Consider the following 18,478-nt stretch of genomic DNA (forward strand, 5'->3'; position numbering starts at 1 on the left):
CGCGGCAGTTTCGCAAGGGTGAAGATTGAACGCGTGCCATTGAGCGGCTTCGCCGAGCTGGAGCCTGAATGGCGTGCGCTGGAAGCGGCGGCGCCGGCCCTGTCGTTCTTTCAGTCCTGGACCTGGGTGGGCTGCCTCGCCGAGGAACGCTACCCCGACCCGGTGCTGCTCCGCGCCACCCAGGATGGCGTGGTGCTGGGGCTGGCATTGTTCAACCGGCGCGGCCGCCATCTGCATCTGACGGAAAGTGGTGACGCGGCGCTGGACGCACCCTTCATCGAACACAACGCGCCGCTGGTGGCGCGCCCCGACGCCGCGGCAGCGCTGCTGCGCGCCTCCTGGCCGGTGCTTGGTGCCCGCCGGCTGGTGTTGTCCGGCGTCGCGCCTGAACTGGTGGTCCAGGCTGGCGGCACCGCGCTGCGGCTGCAGGAACGTATGGCGCCACGGCTGGACCTGCGGGCCCTGCGTGACGCGGGCGGCGACTGGATGGCTGGCCGCAGCGCTAACACACGCCAGCAGGTCCGCCGTTCGCTGCGGGCCTATGGCATGCCGGTGCTGCACCGGGCCGGCAGCGTGCCGGAAGCTTTGGACTGGCTGCAGGCACTGATCGCATTGCACACCGCCAGCTGGCAGGCGCGCGGCCGCCCTGGCGCCTTCGCGACGCCCTTTCTGCTGCGCTTCCATCAGGCACTGGTGGCAGCGGCCCTGCCACGTGGCGAGCTTGACCTGCTGCGCATCGCGGCCGAGGGGCAAGATATCGGCTATCTCTATAACTTTCGCCTGCGGGGCCACGTGTTGGCCTACCAGAGCGGCTTTCGGCCGGGTGGCGACGACGCGCAGCGCCGGCCGGGGCTGACCAGCCACGCGCTGGCGATCGCCCATGCGCTGGCGCGGGGCGACGACGTCTATGATTTCCTGGGCGGCGACGACCGCTACAAGCGCAGCCTGTCCGATGGCGCCTGTCCGCTGCACTGGGCGCAACTGGTGCCCCGTTGGTCGGCCTGGGGCATCGCCGCACGGCTTCGCGCGCGGCTGCACCACCACTGAAGCCAGAATCATTGCGTGAACCGCGCCACGACACGGGGGAGCAGGTCCTGTTCCGGCGGCGCCGGGGGCAGGGCGCGCATGCGGCGCACCGCCAGCGTGGCGAAGGGATCACGCCACCAGCGGGGGTTGTGCGATGCCGGTATCGCCTGCAACCAGTCCAGCGTCGCCTGATCCGCCTGCGGTGGCATGGCGGCAAAGCCACCCTGGTAGATGGCGCCCTTGACGGGATGCCATTGCAGCCGGCCGCGCGCCTGCTGCACCAGCCGGCGCAGCTGCCGCCGCGCGTCGCGCCAGCGCCACAGCCGCAGCGTCGGCGCGGTCCAGGTGGCGCGGGGTTCCACCACCATCCATTGGTGCTGCCAGTCGCCGCTTTGCGCATCGAGGTCATGCAGCACCAGCGAGCTGATCAGACCATCCCCGCGATAGAAGTTCAGCGGCAACCGGACATTCTGCCCGGCGATCCGGTCCAGAAAAGCGTCGCGCATCGCGAAGAGCGAGCCATGGATGGACGGGACTTCCAGCATCTGGTCACGCAGGTGGCGGGCACTGCGGCCACTGCTGGGCACCGCCGCCGCGGCATGCGCCAGGGGCGCGTTCCTCAGGGCCTGGAGCAACAGCGACAGCGCATCGGGCGCCACCGTGGCATAGGCATCGACGAACACATGCACCGGTGCCGCGACCCGCAGCCGATAGACATATTGGTTGAAGGCGTTGGACTTGTCCGCGTAGGCAATCTGGCAGACGCGGCCGCGCAACCCGGTTTCCCGCATCGCCGCCGTGGCGACCTCGGCCGAGCGATCCGTGCTGCCGTTGACGACCACCGTCACATCCATGCGAAGCCCACGCCCGGCCACCGCCAGCGCCCGCAGGCAGTCGCGCAGGTGCGCGGCCTCATTGTAGGCCGAAACGGCGACGGCCAGATCCAAGGCCGCCGTATCCGCTCCGGCCTGCTGGTGGCTCGCAGCCGCCATGCTCAGTTCTTCCATGTCAGCATCCCGGGCGGGGGCAACCCCGTCCGGCGGCTCCGATGTGTTGCGCCGCTCCCGCGCCGCGATCCGGACAGCACCGCGCGGCGCGAAGCCCGTCGTGCTGTCTGGCATCATGGTGTCAGGCGTCGACCGTGCGAGATTCGCGGACATGCTGGGGCGTGCTGCCGGCCTCGTTGGCCAGAAAGCCCTCCAGCACCAGAAGCTGCCAGATGGCCTGCGCATGGTCATGCCGGCCCGATGCATGGCGGTCCACCATGGCGGCCAGCCCGCCGGCGTCGAACAGCCCGGAATCCAGCATCGCGCCGCCCAGCAGGCGTTGCTTCACCAGCGGCGCCTGCGCCCGAAGCTGCGCGCCGATCGAGGCGGCGAAGCCCTGCTTCGGTCCATGGAGCACGCGCTCCGGCAGCAGCGGCGCCACCGCTTGGCGCAGGATATGCTTGCCTTCGCCGCCCTTCAGCTTCAGCGCCGTGGGCAGCGCCATGCCCCATTCCACCAGCGTGTGGTCCAAGATCGGCGGCCGCACTTCCAGCGACACCGCCATGCTGGTGCGGTCCACCTTGGTGAGGATGTCGCCCGGCAGCCAGGTGGCGAGGTCGGCATACTGCGCCTGCAGCAGGGTCTCGTCCGGGTCGCATTCGGCCATCAGTCCGGCGAAGCGGTCGCCGGGGTCGTAGTCGCCCAATTCGCTGCGCAGCGAGGCCGACAGCAGTGCGCGGCGGTTGTCCCGGTGCAGCTTGCAGACGGTGCGGTAGTAGCCCAGCGCGCTGTCCAGGCTGATCTCGGTCAGCGTGTGCTTGGCGCGCAGCCAGCGCGGCGCGGCATCGAGCTTCGGGTAGATGCGCGCCAGCGGCCCGAGCACATGCCGGCGGGCGGAGGCGGGCACATAGGCCCGCACCGCCTCGGCCATCTGGTGCCAGCGGTAGCGGCGATAGCCTGCGAAGACCTCGTCGCCGCCATCGCCGGACAGGGCCACCGTCACATGCTTGCGGGCCAGCGCGCAGACGGCCAGCGTGGGCACGGAGGAATGATCGCCGAACGGTTCGTGGAACAGGGCCACCTGGCTGCGCGCGGCATCCAGGTAATCGGGCTCCGAGGTTTCCGAGCGGTGCGTGGTGCCGAACATCGCGGCCATGCCGGCGGCGGCCGGACGTTCGTCCGACGTGCCGGGGAAGCCGATCGTGAAGCTCTGCATGGTGGAAGCGTTGCGGGCCGCGATGCCGGTGATAGCGCCGGAATCGACGCCACCCGACAGAAAGGAACCCAGCGGCACGTCCGACATCAGTCGCAGCCGCACCGATTCCTCCAGACGCGCGGACAGCTCCGCGGCGGCATCGGCGGCCGTCGCGGCGATGGTCGTGGTCGGCGGCTGCCAGTAGCGTGTCGGCCGGGGCAGGGTGGCGATGCCGGGGCGGCGCAGCATCAGGTGGTGGCCCGGCGGCAGCCGATGGATGCCGGCATAGATCGTATGCGGATCCGGCACGTAGCCGAGCGACAGAAAGTCCTCCAGCGCGCGGGGGTCGATGCGCCGTGCGATGCCGGGCAGCGTCAGCAGCGCACCTAGTTCCGACGCGAAGGCCACGGTGCCGTCCGGCAGCTGCGCATAGTGCAGCGGCTTCTCGCCCAGACGGTCACGCGCCAGGAACAGGGCGCCGGCGCTGCGGTCCCAGATGGCGAAGGCGAACATGCCGTTCATGCGCTGCAGGCAGCCCGGGCCCCATTCGCGCCAGGCATGCAGGATGGCCTCGGTGTCGGAGCGGGTGCGGAAGTGGTGTCCGGCGGCTTCCAGCTCGCGCCGCAGCACCTCGTGGTTGTAGATCTCGCCGTTGAAGGTGACGATCAGCTCGCCATCGGGGCTGGCCATCGGCTGCACGCCGCCGGCTAGATCGACGATCGCCAGCCGGCGGTGGCCGAGCGCCACGCCGGGCTCGGCATGCAAGCCCTCGCCATCCGGTCCGCGATGGTGCATCGCGTCCGTCATGCGGCGGAGCAGCGCCTGATCGGGGACCCGGGCACCGGAGAAGTGGAATAGTCCTGCCAGACCGCACATGCGATGCTTATCCTGCTGACATGCGCCGCCCGAGGGGCGCCGCTGCGGTGAGGTTCGGGGGAAGGGCGAATGAATGCTGCCTGACGGACGGGACGACGATCCCGGGGATGACCCCGCAACGCCGCGCTGGTCCTGGCCGGCCGCGGCGCTGGCGATCCTGCTGGCGTCGCTGCTGGGCTGGACGGCCTTCGCCGCCCTGCTGCGCTGGCTCCTGCGCTAGGCAGCGCCTCGTCATGCGCTGAAGGCCGGAACCGGGCTGGCCTTTTGCGACAAGCCCGGCCGGCCGGCGGCGAGCCAAGCCAGCGTCTCGGCCAGCCCGTCGCGCAACGTCACGGGCGGCGCCTCGGCCAGGCCCGCGATCGGGCTGGGGCGGCCGAGGGAGTCGCGGATCTCGCCGGCCCGTGGCGTGTCGTAGCGGATCCGCGCATCCTGGCCGCACAGCGCGGCAATGGTCTGCGCCAGCTGCAGCACCGAGGTGGGCTGACCCGTGCAGACATTGAACACCGGCGCCGCGGTGCTGGCGGCGGGCAGCGCGGCCAGCAGACGGCGCACCACGTCGCCCACGTAAACAAAGTCGCGCGTTTGGCCACCGTCGCCAAACACGACGACTTCGCGCCCGGCGGCCAGCCGGTCGCAGAAGATGGAGATCACGCCGGAATAGGGCGAACGCGGGTCCTGGCGGGGGCCATAGACATTGAAGAAGCGCAGGCCGGCCGTGCGAACGCCGTGCGTGTGCCCGGCAACACGGGCATGCTGCTCGCAACCCAGCTTGTCGGCTCCGTAGGCGGATAACGGACGGGTGGCCGTGGTGTCGGCCAGCGGCAGGTCCGTGGCATCGCCGTACACGGCGGCGGAGGACGCATAAACCACGGGCGCACCCTGGTGCCGGGCCGCGTCCAGCACCGCGACGGTGGCGGACAGGTTCACGCAATGCGTGCCATAGGGGTCCTGCACGCCGCGCTCCACCGAGGCCACGGCGGCCAGATGGAACACCGCGTCCACCCCGACCATCGCTTGACGCACGGTGTCGGGCCGCGCCACGTCGCCGATCATCAGCGAGGCGCCGGGGGCGAGGTTGGATTCGGACCCGGTCGACAGGTCATCGAGCACACGCACGCGGTCGCCGCGCGCCAGCAGTGCCACGCAAAGGTGGGATCCGATGAACCCGCATCCGCCGGTGACTAGAATGGTCGCCATGATCGTAAGGCCTTCCGACATCGTGCTCGACGGGTGAAAGAATATCCAAGTATCCGCCCGACACAAAGTGTAAAATTTGGCATAACGCACGTTTACATTTGAAGTATTAAAATTGAACTAGGTGTAAAATTCTCTGACTACAATGAAAATTCGAGTATATTCGTCAGATTATACTGTCAAAACGGGAGCGGCGCGATAGGATAACGCAGTGCGGCATGCCATTGCTCCCATGCGTGTTGCCGCTGTGACAGCAGGAGCGATGTGTTGACGTTCAGTGTTTCCGGCCCGGCCGATGGCCTCGTCCCGGTTCTGCTTCAATCTGGGCGAACTGGCACAACATACCATCCCAGCTGTTGCAATCTGATGACCATGCCAGCCCTTCAGGAGGGCTGCTGATGCTTTCCACTGATCTGGGCATCAGCGTCATCGTGCCGGTGTTCAATCGCGCCGACCTGCTGCCCGCGACACTGGACGCCATTCTCGGCCAGACGTTGCCGCCCCTGGAAGTGATCGTCGTTGACGATGGCTCCACCGACGCGACGCCCGCCGTGCTGCACCGCTATGAGCCCCGCATCCGCGTGCTGCGGGTGCCCAATGGCGGCGACTTGGCGGCACGCAACGCCGGCATGGCCCTGGCCCGCGGCCAGTTGCTGGCGTTTTGCGACAGCGACGACCTGTGGCAGCCGGACTATCTCGCCACCATGCAGCGGATGTGGGTCGAGGAACCGAGGTTGCGTTGCGCCTTTGGCGATTTCGTCGTGGTACGGGACGGTGTCTGGGAAAGCACCCGGAAGTTTGCCGCCGCGCCGGCGGGGTTCTGGGACGGCTTGCGGAGCGTGGCGCCGGACATGTCGGTATTCGATGCGCCGATCCAAGACCGGCTGCTGGATTTCCAGCCGTTCTTTCCATCCTGTCTCGTCGCGGACCGCCACTTCATGCTGTCGATCGGCGGCTGGGACGAATCGGTAGGCCGCCGTGTCGGTTCCGACTTCGCGACGGCCCTGCGGTTGGCAGAGCACGCACCCTTCGGTGTGATGCACCGGGCGCTGGTGGGTATCCGCAAACACGGCGGGAATTTCTCCGGCGACGTGCAGGCCATGAATCTGGGGGATGCCTGGATCCTCGACCACGTGCTGGCCACGCGGCCGGCCGCGGCCCGGCACGCCGCCGCCTTTCGCGCGAGCGCCGCGTCGCGGCGGCGCCAAGCACTGGATACTGCCTTTGCCCGTGGCGACTTCGCGGCAGTGCGCCAGATCGCGGCGCTGCTGCCGCCTCAGGGGCAATCCGCCCGTCTCCGCCTCAAGATACGGATCGCCGGCTGGCCGTCATGGCCCCGAAGGCTGGCGGGGCAGGGACTGGCGCTGCTCGGCACCCTGATATCGGCAACCCGTGGGCGAGCCGGCTGAGGCCGGCCCGCACATGATGCGCTAGCAACGCGGCCCGGCCGTTTTCGGCACGATGTTGAAGATCGGGTCGCGCCGATAGTCCTGCTGGCGGGTGAACGGTGCTCCGGCGCCAGACAGCCAGGCGTAAGCGTTGCGCGCTTCGGTGGTGCCGGTGAGGTCCACCAGGGCGGCAAGAGATTGCAAGGCTAACTGGGCGTAGTCGCCCTGCGTCTTGGCCCACCCGTCGCCATTCGACATGTCCTTGCGCCGGGTTGTCTGCCCGGTTTCGGCCCATGTCCGGAGTGGGCGGGTTTCATTGCTGTTCTCTTGGCTGGCAATCAGATATGCGGCGCCATCGCGTGGCGAGAAGCCTTTGCTGCCAGCAAGGAACCGGCCGGCCAGAAAGTTTTCCATCCAGCGCAGCACCGCCAATGCCTCGCCATTGCCGCGCCGTGCTGCGGCGGCCGCCGTGGAAGCGAAGTAATCCTGCTGCCACGGGGGCAGGGCTCCATTCGCGCCATAGACACCGGGGATACAGCCGTGCAGCTCACCCTGTTCCTGCGTCCACTTCGGAATGTTGCTGCGGATCCAGGCCCAGTTGCCAGCCGACGCCACGCGGAAGTATTCACGATTCGGATCATTGTCCGGTGCGGTCCAGGCCGCATTGTCCAGTTGACGAAGCGACCACGCCGCGCCGCGCACCTGATTGCCACGGACCACGTTGACCGACTCGCCGCCCGGCGTTTCGCGCACTGCCGGCCATTGCGAGATTACGCTCCATGCGGCCTGCGCCTGCAAACCATCAAGAAATGCCCGCCGCCCGGTTAGCAGGTAGGGCACGTAACCAAGGTCCGGCTGATGGGCACTATCGACCTCCCAGCCCGTATCCGAGGCGATGTTTTGCGTCAGCCCGCCCGGCGGCGGCCCGCCGCGCCCGTCCGTCCAAAGCCGGGGCCACCGCAGCGTGTCCAACCAGCCGCCAGGACCAGGACGGTTGCGACCGCCCGCCGCGGAGCCGCCGGCCGGGTCCCAGAAGTGCCACGGAACGCTGCCCGCCGCCTCTGCTTGGCCGATCGCATAGGCAGCGGCCCGGCGGTCTCCGGTCATCAGCCATACGGTCTGCGGCTGGGTTGCCGGGCCGATATCCCCCCGTCCCCCGGTCTGGTGCATGTTCTGAGTGATGCTGCGCGCGGTGAGCGGCGTTGCCCAGTTTCGATCAGCCATGACCCGGCTCATCTCGCCCAGCACGGCATCATCGACACCGGTCCGCAGATCATAGCGCGCGACGGCGCCGGCATCCGCCAGATAGGCAGCGTCGTGCAGCACGCGGGGCGCATTGCCCGCCGTCTGGCCACGCGCCACGGCCAGACGGCCCCAGGCGGTGTACTGCCAATGCCGCCCAATCTCGAAGCGCCCGGCTTCCTGCCCGTCGAGCAGGAAGGCGGCGGTGTAGCGGGCGGTTCCGCCCCCGTCGCGCATGGCGATATCGTTGCGCAGCCACGCGTCCATGCGCAGCGTGCCGTCCGAGTGTACCGCCACGTCCGCGACCAGCCGCAGCGATGACACGCGCCCAGCGACTTCTGACGGCACCGCCGCCTCGATCCGCCCCTGCACCGCAAGCGGCCCTGACTGCCAGGCGCGGCCACGCTCCAATGCTGCCGGCAGCAGCGGCATCAATTCCAGTCGCCAGCTGCGGTTGTTGTCGCCCGTGACCTGCACCGCCGCCTGTCGCTGAGCCCAGGCCGAGGCCGCCAGGGGCTGGGACTGCGAGGCTGGTCCCGCCGACAACAGCACGCCCGCCATCTGTCCATTTGCCAGGGCCGGTGCCGCAATCGCCACGCCGGCGGTCCGCACCGAGCCATCCGGGTGGGTGTTGCGAACGTCCACCTGCACCGGCAGGGATTGGCCGTCGGTCAGCCGCGCCTGCAGGGACCTGCCGGCCGGCAGGTCGCCGGGGCGGAATGCCTGCCCGAAAGTGGCGACGCTGCCAGCCGGTCCGCCGCCGCCTTCCAGCAGCAGCCCGACGATGTCGCCGGGGCGGCTGGGGCAGGGGAAGGACGGACGGTTGGCCGCCAGCGCGGCGCCTGGGCGCAGCAGGCCTGCCCCCAGGCCGGTGGCCGCCAGCCCAAAGGCGAAGGCCCGGCGGCCGAAAGCCGGTGCGCCGTCGTCGCGACCGGCGGTCATGCCGCTGTGCTCCGGCACAGTGTGGTGCAGATCCGGCTCATGGGTTCGGCGAAGCGGGGCATGGAATGGCTCTTTCGCGTCGACAGGTTGGCCGTGCGACCGGCAAACGGGCCAGGGACAGCACCTGTTCCTTGAATGGGGACAACGGGTGTCTCGGCCTCAGCGCCGGCGTCGCGATCCGGATGGAAGGTCACGGCGGGTCCGCCAGGATGCTACCGGGCGCCGTTCGGGCTGGCCCGCCGCCGCTTCCGCGGCAGCGACATCCACCCGGCGTGGCTGCATGCGCTGCCGCCAGGATGCGGCGGCGTTGGTGCGTGCGGAAGCCGGGCGGGGCGCCACGGCCTCGGCAATGCGTGCCACCACCGGCTTCTTAGGAACGGGCTGAGCCTCGGCTTCCGACTTCGAGGCATCGGTGGCCGCCACGTCGAAGGGCGAGACGAAAGGTAGCCCGTCCGGCAGCGCCGTCCAAAGCGCAAGCCAGGCGATGCCAACGATCATGGCCACGAAATACAGGCTATCCAACGTCGTCGTCCTTCGGTGACGGGGGAAGCATGGTGGTGATGGTCATGCGCGGACGCTTTGCCCAAGGGCCGGGCGCCTTCCGACGGAGGCGCGCTGGCGCCAGCCGCCGAGGGCTACCGCCGCCGCCGGCGTGAGGGTGGATGCGGGTTGCTGTGCCAGTTCGCGCTTGGCAATCACCAGCGCGGAGCCGATCACGACCAGCAAGGTCCAGTAATAGTCCCAGTAAGACAAAGACAGGAACGTGCCGCTGACCAAGTAAGCAACGATCGAGACCTGTCCCATGCGGCCCAGATCATGCGCCCAGCGGAGATCCTCGCGGTCCCGGGTGATGCGGGCGAGGCGGATGGCGCTGAACATGCCCGCCACCGTCAACCCGACCCAGACGAAGAACGTCGGAAACCCTTGCTCGCCTAGCAATTCAAACCAGATTGAGTGCACGGCGCGAGCCGGCCCGCCGGGGGCCACCGTATCGACCACGGCGCGGTTGTAGGGGCCGGTGAAACCGGACCCCACAAGCGGGCGCGCGGCGGCCAGCTTGGCCGAGATCTGCCAAAGCACGAGACGTTCGCTGGCGGATTCATCCTGCTGATAGCTGCCGATGCTTTCCATGCGGCCGCCCCAGTCACCGGGCATGAAGGCGATGGCCCCCGCCAGCCCCGCCACCATGACCACGGCCGATACCACCTTCTGCTTGCTGCGCAGCCACATCATGAAGGATACGGCCAGCAAGCCCAGCAAGGCGCCACGGGAATAGCTGCCGACGACGGCTAGCAGGGTCAGCACCATGGCCACAAGCAGGCCTTGGCGCACCAGCTTGTGGCTGGATTGCAGCCGCAGGTAGTGCATCAGTGGCAGGCTGACCAGCAGCGCTGCGGCAAGGTGGTTGTTGTCATTGATCATGGTCTGCTCGGGACCCCAAACGCGGTAGCTGCCCCCGTTCAGGATCGTGAAGCCGCCGCCGCGCACGCCGTAGTAGCCCAGCGAAATGACCATGACCCAGACCAGCGCATGCACCCGCCGGCGCTCGGTCAAAAGTGCCGCCGTCAGCATCAGACCGGTCAGAACCTTGATCACCTGGCTCCACTTGGCCCAGACGGCGTCGGGCATGCCCTGCGCGGTCAGGGACGTGATGGTGAAACATACCATCAGCGCCAGGACCAGGAGGTTGACCGGGTTGACCTGAATCCGCTTCGGTTCCCGGGCGATCAGGCAACCCAGCAGCGTCGCGGCGAAGACGGCCATGGCCCAGGGCATTTCCGACGCCGCGCCCCACACCAACCGGTGCGGATTCATGAAGGAAATCCAGGACCACAGCAGGATGCCGACAAACGGCCGGAAGATGACGATGGGCAGCAGCCCGACCATCGCCAGCATGAAGACGGCGTCACGCATCGGTCAGCGACCGCCGCGCAGGGTGGCGAGCAGCTTCACGGCGTCCGCCCGCTGCGGAAAAGCCGCGTTGCCGGCCAGCGCCGGCTCCAGCGCCGCAAGGGCCTCCTGCTTGGCGCCGGTGGCGTTGAGCGCGTAGGACAGGCGATAGGCGGCCGCGGGGTCGGGCGTGCCACGCTGAGCGGCGGCCTGCTTCAGCAAAGGCACGGCGGCGGCGGCATCGCCGGTGCGGGCCATGATCCAGCCCAGCGTATCGGCCGTTTCGGGGTTGGGCGACAGCACGTAGGCGCGTTCGGCCAGGGCGCGTGCATCCGGCAGCCCGCGCTCACCGGCGACCCAGGCCAGGTTGTTGACCACCGCGACATCCTGCGGCGCGAGCGCGATCGCGGCGCGCAACCGGCGTTCGGCATCCGCCAGGCGGTTGGCCTGGATGTCCAGGTCGGACATCACGATCAGCGCCGCGGTGTCATTGGGCGTGCGGCCCAGCCAGTCGTTTAGCACAGCGCCGCCTTCGGCCGGCTTGCCGGCGGTCCGCCAGGCAATGGCTTGGCGTATTGCCAGATCGCCGGACGGGGTTTCGCGATACGCCGTCACGTAGCGGCGGGCTGCATCCTCGGGACGCTTGGCGGACATCAGCAGGTCGCCGGGCAGGCTGCGGGACGCCGGCTGGGCGCTCGCCTGCTTGGACAGCCGGTCGGCCAGTGCCGACGCAGGCTCAAAACCCTGCGACTGCAGCACGACCGTGAGCAGGCTTTGCTGCAAGGCCGCGTCCGCGGGTTGCATGCGCAGGCCCTGCTGCAACAGCAGCTCAGCGCCCTTGGCATCGCCGTTGTGCACCAGGATGCTTGCCAGCTGCCGCCGGGCGACGATCGAATCCGGGGCTTCCGCCAGGGCCTGACGGCTGGCCGCTTCGGCCTCCGTCCACTGGCCGGCAGCAGCCTGCGCCTCGGCCCGCGCGATGGACAGGGCGGGGTTCATCTTGGCGCGCAGCGGCGCGCTGCTCAGCAGCTCCACGGCCTTGGGGGCTTCGTCGGCGCGCAGCAAGACGTTGGCCAGCGTCAGCGCCAGGGCGGGCTCGGCCGGGTTGGCCGCCTGCACTTCCTCCAAGGCCTTGCGCGCTTCAGCGGCGCGCGGCGCACCGGGCATCGCGGCGGCGGCGAGCTGCGCCATCGCTTCGGCGTGGTTCGGCTGTTGCTTCAGCACGGCGGACAGCAAGGCCTCGGCCTCAGCCGGCTTGTTTTCCATCGCCGCGACGCGGGCGAGGCCGACGCGCGCGGGGTTGGACGCCGGCGCGGCCTTCAACGCCGCCTCAAAGGCGGCACGGGCGGCCGGGAGGTCGCGCTGCATCATCTGCAGCGTGGCATCCAGCATCAGGCCGGCTTCATTGCCACGCTGCTCCGGGGGCAGCTTCGCGATCTCGGCCTTGGCGGTCGCGATATCACCACGGGACAAGGCAGCGAAGGCCAGGAGCTGGCGGTTTTCCGGACCCGTGGCGCCAAGCTGGATGGCACGGTTGGCGGCTTCCACCACGCCATCCGGATCACCGGCCGCCATGCGGGCGGCGGCGAGGCGGGTCTGGATGCCGGCATTGTCGGGGGCCAGCGCGGCAGCGGCCTTCAGCGTCTCCGCCGCATCGCGCGGGCGGCCCTGGCTGGTTTGCACGCGCGCCAGCAGGTCCAGGGCCTCGGCATCGGCGGTGCCGCGGGCCTTCAGGGTTTCCAGCGTCGCCGCCGCGTCATCCGGGCGGTTGGCGGACAGGGCAATGGCGGCCAGCAGCTTGGCGCCGCGTGGGTCGGTGGGCTGGCGTGCCACGTGGCGGCGCGCGGCATCTTCCGCCTGTGCCATCTGGCCCAGGCCCCGCTTGACCGTGGCTTGCACGAGGTAGCCGTCCGGGAAGTTGCCGAGTTGCGGGCCGAGCTTCTGCAGCTCGGCATCGGCCGCCTGCCAGTTCTCTGTGCGCGCCAGCAACAGGGCGTTCAGGTAGATGCCCGGGGTGCTGCCGGGGAGCACCTTCAGCGCCGCATCGATGTCGGCCCGCGCGGCGGCCTGCTGGTTTTGCTGCAACAGGGCTTCGCCGCGACGCAGCAGCGCCGCGACATTGCCGGGCGACTGGGCGATGACCTTGCCGAAGCTGGCAGTGGCGGCCGTCAGGTCACGACGCTCGAACTGCAGGCCACCCTTGCGCAACAGCGCTTCGGCGTTGTTCGGCTCGCGCGCCAGCACCCGGTCCAGCAGGGCCTCCGCGCCAGCGCGGTCGCCACCCACCAGTGCCACGCCGCTGGCTGCCAGCAAGGCATCGGTAGAACCGGGCGCCAGGCGCTCGGCCAGCGCGGCGGAGGCTGCGGCGGCATCCTTCTGGCCCAGCGCCAGCTGCGCCTGGGCGCGGACGGCGGCGCGCTGCGCGGCCTGGTCGGCCGGGGCTTCGATTTCCGGAAAGTCCCGCAACAGGGCCTCGTACCGGGCCGAGGCCAGAAAGCTGCGGTACAGCAGCGCATTGCCCGCCAAGGGGTTGAAACCCTGCTGCAGGGCGGCGCGGGCTTCCCGCTCGGCGAGGTCGATGTCGCCGATCTCCAGGCTGGTACGGGCCAGCGCCGCATGCGCCTCCGCCGAATCCGGCGTGGTGCGCACGACATTGCGCCATTCGGCCTGCGCCGCGCGGATGTCGCCCCGCGCCTCGGCGGCCTGGGCGGCCTCCATCGGCCCGGCGGCGATGGCGGGGGCCATCGGCAGGGCCAGCGCCAGCGCCAGCGCGCCGGACAGCATCAGCGGCGAACGGATGTGGCGAAGCATCGGGGGGGTGCGGCGCATGGGAGGTGTGTCCTGCTCAGCTCGTCTTGCCGGATACGGGATCGACTGCTTGATCCGCGGCGACCGGCGCTGCCACGGCCGGCTCCGGCGGGTTGTGGTTGGGCGACAGGCGATGCGTTTCCAGCAGGCCGTAGATGGTCGGCCGGCTGACGCCCAACAAGCGTGCCGCAGCAGCCAGGCTGCCGTTGCTGCGTGCCAGCGCCCGCTCAATGGTCGAGCGCTCGGCCCGCAGGCGGGCGGCACGCAGGTCCAGGTCGTTCTCGGCCGGTGCGTCCGGCGCGGTCAGTTCCAGATCGGTGGCCGAGATCGTCTGGCCCTCGGTCATCAGCGCGGCGCGACGGACCCTGTTGCCCAGCTCGCGCACGTTGCCCGGCCAGCGATACGCCGAGATCGCCTCGGCGGCGGAAGCATCCAGGCCGCGCAGCCGCCGGCCGAACTCGCGGGCGTAGCGGGCCAGGAACCAGCGGGCCAGCAGCAGCGAATCCTCGCCGCGCTCGCGCAGGGGGGGGATGCGGATGGTCAGCGAGTTCAGGCGATACAGCAGGTCGGCGCGGAAGCGCCCGGCCTCGGCCTGCTCTTCCAGCGGCTGGTTGGTCGCCGACACCACGCGCACGTCCACGCGAATCAGGCTGCGGCCGCCGATGCGCTCGATCACCTGTTCCTGCAGGAAGCGCAGCAGCTTGGCCTGCAACCCGGGCGGCAGGTCGCCGATCTCGTCCAGGAACAGGGTGCCGCCGTTGGCCGCCTCGATCTTGCCGACCACCTGCTTCACCGCGCCGGTGAAGGCGCCGCGCTCGTGGCCGAACAACTCGCTTTCCAGCAGCGGCTCGGGGATGGCGGCGCAGTTGATGGCGACAAAGGGCTTGCGGGCGCGCGGGCCCATGTCGTGCAGCGCGCGGGCCAGCGCCTCCTTGCCCGTGCCGCTTTCGCCCAGCAGCAGCACCGGCACCGTCACCTGGCTCAGCCGCTCCACGGTGTGGCAGATGCGCAGCATCGCCTCGTCGGCCGTGACGATGTCGCGGATCGGGCTGGGGCGCGGCATGGCGGCGAGGCGGAGGTTCTCCTCCTCCAGCGCGCGCAGGCGCAGGGCGCGGTCCACGATGGTGCGCAGCACGGCGAGGTCCACCGGCTTCTCGCAGAAGTCGTAGGCGCCGAGCGAGATTGCCCGCAGCGTGTTCTCGCGCTGGCCCTGGCCGCTGGCGACCACGATGGGCATGCCGGGGCACAGCTTGGTCAGCGCCGCGAGCGTCGCGAAGCCTTCCGTCACGCCTTCCGCGTCGGGCGGCAGGCCGAGGTCGAGCAGCGCCGCCGTGGGCTGCTCGGCGCGGGCCACCTGTTCGGCTTGTTTGCGGTCGCTGGCGAGCAAAACGCGGCAGTCGGGAAATGCCCAGCGATACTGGGCGCACAATCCAGCATCATCCTCGACGATCAGCAGCTTAGGGCGACTCATGGGTACACGGCTTCCGGGCAGGCCTGGGGGATGGCGGGAAAGGGGGCTGCTTTGGGGGATATGGCCTGGGGGGAGGCCGAGGAAACGGCTCCGTCCGGCGCCGTGGCGGGCGTGGACAGGGCAGGAAAGGTCAGGCGCATGGTCGTGCCCTGGCCGGGCCGGCTGAAGACCTCAAGGTCCGCCCCGGCACGGCGCAGCAGTTCACGGGCCTGCCAGGCCCCGATGCCGCTGCCCAGCGGTTTCTGCGTCGCCAGCGGGCGGAACAGTTGGTCGCGGACGAATTCTGCGGTCATGCCTATTCCTTGGTCGGCGATGTCGATCACCACGCGGTGCTGCCCATGGCGAACCCGTACCTGAACCGCCTGCCCGGGGGATGAGGCTTCGGCGGCATTGTTCAGCAGATGGGTCAGCGCGGCATCGAACGGCTCCGCACCCATCGCCACCCGCAGCGCCGGGCGGCCGTCGTCCTGCAGTTCCACGGCGCGGTCGGCCGTCAGTTGGCGCAGCCGCTGCAGCGGCTCGATGGCATCATCCGCCGCGGCCTCCTCTTCCGGCTGACGCAGCCGGGCGATCAAGGTGTTGATCCGCGTCGCGGAAGCGCGGACGGTCAGCAGCATGTCGCGCTGGAACTCCGGGTCATGAATATTGGCGTCGGCGTTGGACAACAACATGGTCAGCTGGCTGGCGACCGTTTTCACGTCATGGGCCACAAAGGCGAAGCGCTGCGCGTGGTCCTGCAATTGCTGCTGCTCGGCCAGCCGCTCCGCGCTGCGGCGTTCGGCCAGGAACATCGCCACCTCGCGGCCCAGGCTGCGCAGCAGGTCGAACACCTCGCCGTCCAGCGGCAGCGGCGCGCGGGGCGGGGCCAGCAGCACGATGCCCAGCAGGCCGTCGCGGTGGTGCATCAGCGGCACGGCCAGCCACAGCGGGCCGCAGGCGCCGCGCAGCGCGGCCGCCTCTTCGGGCGCCACCTCGGAAATCCAGTCGCCTTCGCGCAGCCGCTTCACCAAGGGGTGGGTGGCGGCCAGCGACAAGGGGGCTTCCGGGCTGTTCCAGGAGCCGGCCCATTCGAAGTCGCCGTTCACGGCGGCGGGCTCGCGCATCAGAAGCATGCCGGCGGGGCTGTCGGCCGGGTCTGCCACGGCGCGGATGGCGCGCAGCGGGGCGGTCAGTTCGGGCGCCGACAGGGTGGCGACGCAGCGCAGCCATTCCTGCCGGTAGTCGTAGCGGGCGGTGAAGAAGTGGTCGACCAGCGAGCGGCGCAGGCGCGAGCGGAAGGAGCGGGCGGTGGTGGCCAGCGCCAGCGCCACCACGGTGCCGGACCACAGCACCAGCTCGGCGGGCCGTGCCCAGTCCTCGCTCAGATGCTGCAGTGCCTCGCCCACCGCGCCGACGGCCAGCAGGAAGCTGCCGGCCACCAGCAGCGTCGCGCCATGGAACACCACCTGCCGCGATACTGGCGGGTTGCGCCGCCAGCGGCGGTCGCGCACCGCGCCCAGCGCCAGCAGCGGCATGACCAGGGCGGTCAGCACCGCCCGCGCATCGGCCAGGGCGGGGGAAGGGGCGCGGGTCAGCGCCGCGTGAGCGTAAAGAATGACGTCAAACGCGGCCAGGCCGCCGAGCGCGATGCAGGGCAGCACCACATGCCAGCGGGCGGCGTCATCCGCGTTGCGGTACAGGTTCTCGGCCAGCAGCATCACCAGCAGCACCAGCGTCAGCCGCGCCAGCACGGAAGGCGAGCCAAGCGCGGCGACGCTGAGCAGGCCGACCACGTCCGGAAACAAGGTGGACAACGCCAACAGCATCACCACCGCGCCGGCCAGCGCGAAGCGACGCAGCAGCGGCCAGGCGGCCGCCCCCCCGACGCGATGCCCCACGGCCACCAGCAGCGCGAAGCCGGTGCCGACGCGCAGGATCTCCAGCCCCCCCGAAAGCCCGCCTGTCGGGTCCGCCGGCGCCAGGGCGACCGAGGCGGCCCAGGCAGCGGCGACCAGGCAGGCCGCAGCCGGCCACAACGCCCGCCGGCCGCGACCGCTGACCAGGGCCATCAGGCCCCAGGCCAAGCACGCCGCGGCGCAGCCGGTGTACAGCAGCGGGGAGGCCGCGTCGGTCACCGCGCCCCTTCCTGCAACAGCACGACGCGCACGGTGGCCACCAGGATCAGCAGATCCAGGAACAGGCTGCGGCGCCGCACATAATAAAGGTCGTAGGCCAGCTTCATGCGGGCATCTTCCACGGAAGCGCCGTAGGGATAGTTAACCTGTGCCCAGCCGGTGATGCCAGGCTTCACGCAGGCGCGGTCATCGTAATGCGGGATGATCCGGCCCAGCTCGGCCACAAAGGCCGGGCGCTCGGGGCGGGGGCCCACGAAGGCCATGTCACCGCGCAGCACGTTGAGGATCTGCGGCAGCTCGTCGATCCGGGTCAGGCGCATGAAGCGGCCGAAGCGGGTGACGCGGGAGTCCCGCTTGGTGGCCCACTTGGCCACGCCGCCGACCTCGGCATCCACGACCATGCTGCGGAACTTGGTGAGCGTGAAGACCTTGCCGTTCAGCCCGACACGCTCCTGTCGGTAAAACACCGGCCCCTTGCTGTCCAGCTTCACGATCAGCGCGGCCACCAGCATCACCGGCAGTGTCACCAGCAGAAGGGCCAGAGACACCGTGATGTCGAACGCTCGGCGCAGGAAGGACTGCAGGCGGCCGTCCGAGCGCCCGGTGCGCTGCAGCCAGTCGGGTGCCAGCTGATCCGTGGCAACCCGGTTGTGGCGGCATTCCTGGAACTCGGCATCGTTCAGCAGGCGGATGCCGGCGGCGTCAAAAGCGCGCCGGGTCTGGTCGTCCTGCAGGGCGGCGGGGGCCACCACGGCCCAGATGCGACGGGCGCGCAGCTGTTCCGGATTGCGCAGCAGGGCCGCGGGGTCCTCGGACACCGGCAGGCGGGACACGTCGAAGACGCTGTTGCCGGCCTCGGGCTCCACATTGTTTCTGTCCGCGTCGGGCAGGATCAGGATGCGCCGGCGCATGAAGCCGCGCCGGAGCAGCAGGGTGAAGGCCAGACGCGTCACGATGACGGCGGCGATGCAGCCGAGCAGCATCTCCAGCAGAAAGCCGGGATACAGCGCACGGAGCGACGCGGGCGTCAGCAGCATCAGCGTCAGCCAGGTGGCCATCGCCAGCAGCAGCGCCGCAAGGCCGGTGCCGATCAGCAGCCGGCGCATGCCGGACAGCAGCTGCGGCTGGTAAAGCCCGCTGGCGCTGCACACCACGCCGGACGACAGCGCCAGCAGGCCCGCGACCAAGGCCGCGCGGCTGTGATCCACCGGATAGCCGGCCGGCATTCCGGCCGCCATCAGGAGATAGGCGGCCAGAAAGACCGCCAAAAATTCCGATAGATAGAGAAATACTAGTTCGGAACGAATGTTATGGCCGAACATGCTCGTCATCGCCGACCTCGTCTG

The 18,478-nt window shown here is 69.9% G+C and carries 13 protein-coding genes; 3 read left to right on the forward strand and 10 right to left on the reverse strand.

All coding sequences use genetic code 11. The features are described 5' to 3' along the window. Positions 1 to 39: 39 nt before the first annotated feature. Positions 40 to 1,047, forward strand: a complete 1,008-nt coding sequence (locus tag IAI59_RS10585; protein ID WP_207416523.1) for a GNAT family N-acetyltransferase — start codon at positions 40 to 42, stop codon at positions 1,045 to 1,047. 8 nt (positions 1,048 to 1,055) lie between these two features. On the opposite strand, the gene IAI59_RS10590 is transcribed toward IAI59_RS10585, so the two are convergent. Both IAI59_RS10590 and asnB read right to left on the reverse strand, forming a co-directional pair. Then, on the reverse strand, positions 1,056 to 2,033 hold the full coding sequence (locus tag IAI59_RS10590) for a glycosyltransferase (RefSeq protein ID WP_207443790.1): 978 nt from the start codon (positions 2,031 to 2,033) through the stop codon (positions 1,056 to 1,058). Positions 2,034 to 2,154: 121 nt separating this feature from the next. After that, positions 2,155 to 4,083, reverse strand: a complete 1,929-nt coding sequence (gene asnB, locus IAI59_RS10595) for an asparagine synthase (glutamine-hydrolyzing) (protein WP_207416525.1) — start codon at positions 4,081 to 4,083, stop codon at positions 2,155 to 2,157. A 73-nt stretch (positions 4,084 to 4,156) separates the two neighbouring features. On the opposite strand from asnB, the gene IAI59_RS10600 reads away from it, so the two are divergent. Beyond that, the gene (locus IAI59_RS10600) at positions 4,157 to 4,303 is read left to right on the forward strand and encodes a hypothetical protein (protein WP_207416526.1); all 147 of its coding nucleotides are present in this window, start codon (positions 4,157 to 4,159) and stop codon (positions 4,301 to 4,303) included. An 11-nt stretch (positions 4,304 to 4,314) separates the two neighbouring features. Here the strand turns inward: IAI59_RS10600 and IAI59_RS10605 are convergent, their stop codons facing one another. After that, entirely contained in the window at positions 4,315 to 5,301 is a 987-nt protein-coding gene (locus IAI59_RS10605) for an NAD-dependent epimerase/dehydratase family protein (RefSeq protein WP_237180574.1), read from the reverse strand. 374 nt (positions 5,302 to 5,675) lie between these two features. On the opposite strand from IAI59_RS10605, the gene IAI59_RS10610 reads away from it, so the two are divergent. Continuing rightward, complete coding sequence (locus tag IAI59_RS10610) at positions 5,676 to 6,686, forward strand: glycosyltransferase family 2 protein (protein ID WP_207416530.1); 1,011 nt, start codon at positions 5,676 to 5,678, stop codon at positions 6,684 to 6,686. A 21-nt stretch (positions 6,687 to 6,707) separates the two neighbouring features. Here IAI59_RS10610 and IAI59_RS10615 read toward each other — a convergent pair whose 3' ends face one another. The 7 genes from IAI59_RS10615 to IAI59_RS10645 all read right to left on the reverse strand — a co-directional run bounded on the left by IAI59_RS10615 (position 6,708) and on the right by IAI59_RS10645 (position 18,400). Beyond that, a complete protein-coding gene (locus tag IAI59_RS10615) occupies positions 6,708 to 8,849 on the reverse strand; it encodes an RIFT barrel domain-containing protein (RefSeq protein ID WP_207416532.1) in 2,142 nt (713 codons plus the stop codon). A gap of 159 nt (positions 8,850 to 9,008) precedes the next feature. Further along, a complete protein-coding gene (locus tag IAI59_RS10620) occupies positions 9,009 to 9,371 on the reverse strand; it encodes a hypothetical protein (protein ID WP_207416534.1) in 363 nt (120 codons plus the stop codon). A gap of 42 nt (positions 9,372 to 9,413) precedes the next feature. Further along, positions 9,414 to 10,763, reverse strand: a complete 1,350-nt coding sequence (locus IAI59_RS10625) for a putative O-glycosylation ligase, exosortase A system-associated (RefSeq protein ID WP_207416536.1) — start codon at positions 10,761 to 10,763, stop codon at positions 9,414 to 9,416. A 3-nt stretch (positions 10,764 to 10,766) separates the two neighbouring features. Continuing rightward, positions 10,767 to 13,568: an XrtA/PEP-CTERM system TPR-repeat protein PrsT gene (gene prsT / locus IAI59_RS10630; RefSeq protein ID WP_207416538.1), complete on the reverse strand. Its 2,802-nt coding sequence runs from the start codon at positions 13,566 to 13,568 to the stop codon at positions 10,767 to 10,769. A 16-nt stretch (positions 13,569 to 13,584) separates the two neighbouring features. Further along, positions 13,585 to 15,018, reverse strand: a complete 1,434-nt coding sequence (prsR, locus tag IAI59_RS10635; RefSeq protein ID WP_207416540.1) for a PEP-CTERM-box response regulator transcription factor — start codon at positions 15,016 to 15,018, stop codon at positions 13,585 to 13,587. Further along, on the reverse strand, positions 15,015 to 17,132 hold the full coding sequence (gene prsK / locus IAI59_RS10640; RefSeq protein WP_207416541.1) for an XrtA/PEP-CTERM system histidine kinase PrsK: 2,118 nt from the start codon (positions 17,130 to 17,132) through the stop codon (positions 15,015 to 15,017). The genes prsR and prsK overlap by 4 nt, the downstream gene beginning before the upstream one ends. After that, the gene (locus IAI59_RS10645; RefSeq protein WP_207416542.1) at positions 17,129 to 18,400 is read right to left on the reverse strand and encodes a sugar transferase; all 1,272 of its coding nucleotides are present in this window, start codon (positions 18,398 to 18,400) and stop codon (positions 17,129 to 17,131) included. The genes prsK and IAI59_RS10645 overlap by 4 nt, the downstream gene beginning before the upstream one ends. Between the last annotated feature and the right edge of the window lie 78 nt (positions 18,401 to 18,478).

This window comes from Roseomonas haemaphysalidis (assembly GCF_017355405.1).
GTDB lineage: Bacteria > Pseudomonadota > Alphaproteobacteria > Acetobacterales > Acetobacteraceae > Pseudoroseomonas > Pseudoroseomonas haemaphysalidis.

What these genes read in the sequence shown, in the direction of transcription:
- IAI59_RS10590 (WP_207443790.1), bottom strand. Translation starts at nt 2,033, where the DNA reads ATGGAAGAACTGAGCATGGCGGCTGCGAGCCACCAGCAGGCCGGAGCG.
- asnB (WP_207416525.1), bottom strand. Translation starts at nt 4,083, where the DNA reads ATGTGCGGTCTGGCAGGACTATTCCACTTCTCCGGTGCCCGGGTCCCC.
- IAI59_RS10600 (WP_207416526.1), top strand. Translation starts at nt 4,157, where the DNA reads ATGCTGCCTGACGGACGGGACGACGATCCCGGGGATGACCCCGCAACG.
- IAI59_RS10605 (WP_237180574.1), bottom strand. Translation starts at nt 5,301, where the DNA reads ATGTCGGAAGGCCTTACGATCATGGCGACCATTCTAGTCACCGGCGGA.
- IAI59_RS10610 (WP_207416530.1), top strand. Translation starts at nt 5,676, where the DNA reads ATGCTTTCCACTGATCTGGGCATCAGCGTCATCGTGCCGGTGTTCAAT.
- IAI59_RS10615 (WP_207416532.1), bottom strand. Translation starts at nt 8,849, where the DNA reads ATGACCGCCGGTCGCGACGACGGCGCACCGGCTTTCGGCCGCCGGGCC.
- IAI59_RS10625 (WP_207416536.1), bottom strand. Translation starts at nt 10,763, where the DNA reads ATGCGTGACGCCGTCTTCATGCTGGCGATGGTCGGGCTGCTGCCCATC.
- prsT (WP_207416538.1), bottom strand. Translation starts at nt 13,568, where the DNA reads ATGCGCCGCACCCCCCCGATGCTTCGCCACATCCGTTCGCCGCTGATG.
- prsR (WP_207416540.1), bottom strand. Translation starts at nt 15,018, where the DNA reads ATGAGTCGCCCTAAGCTGCTGATCGTCGAGGATGATGCTGGATTGTGC.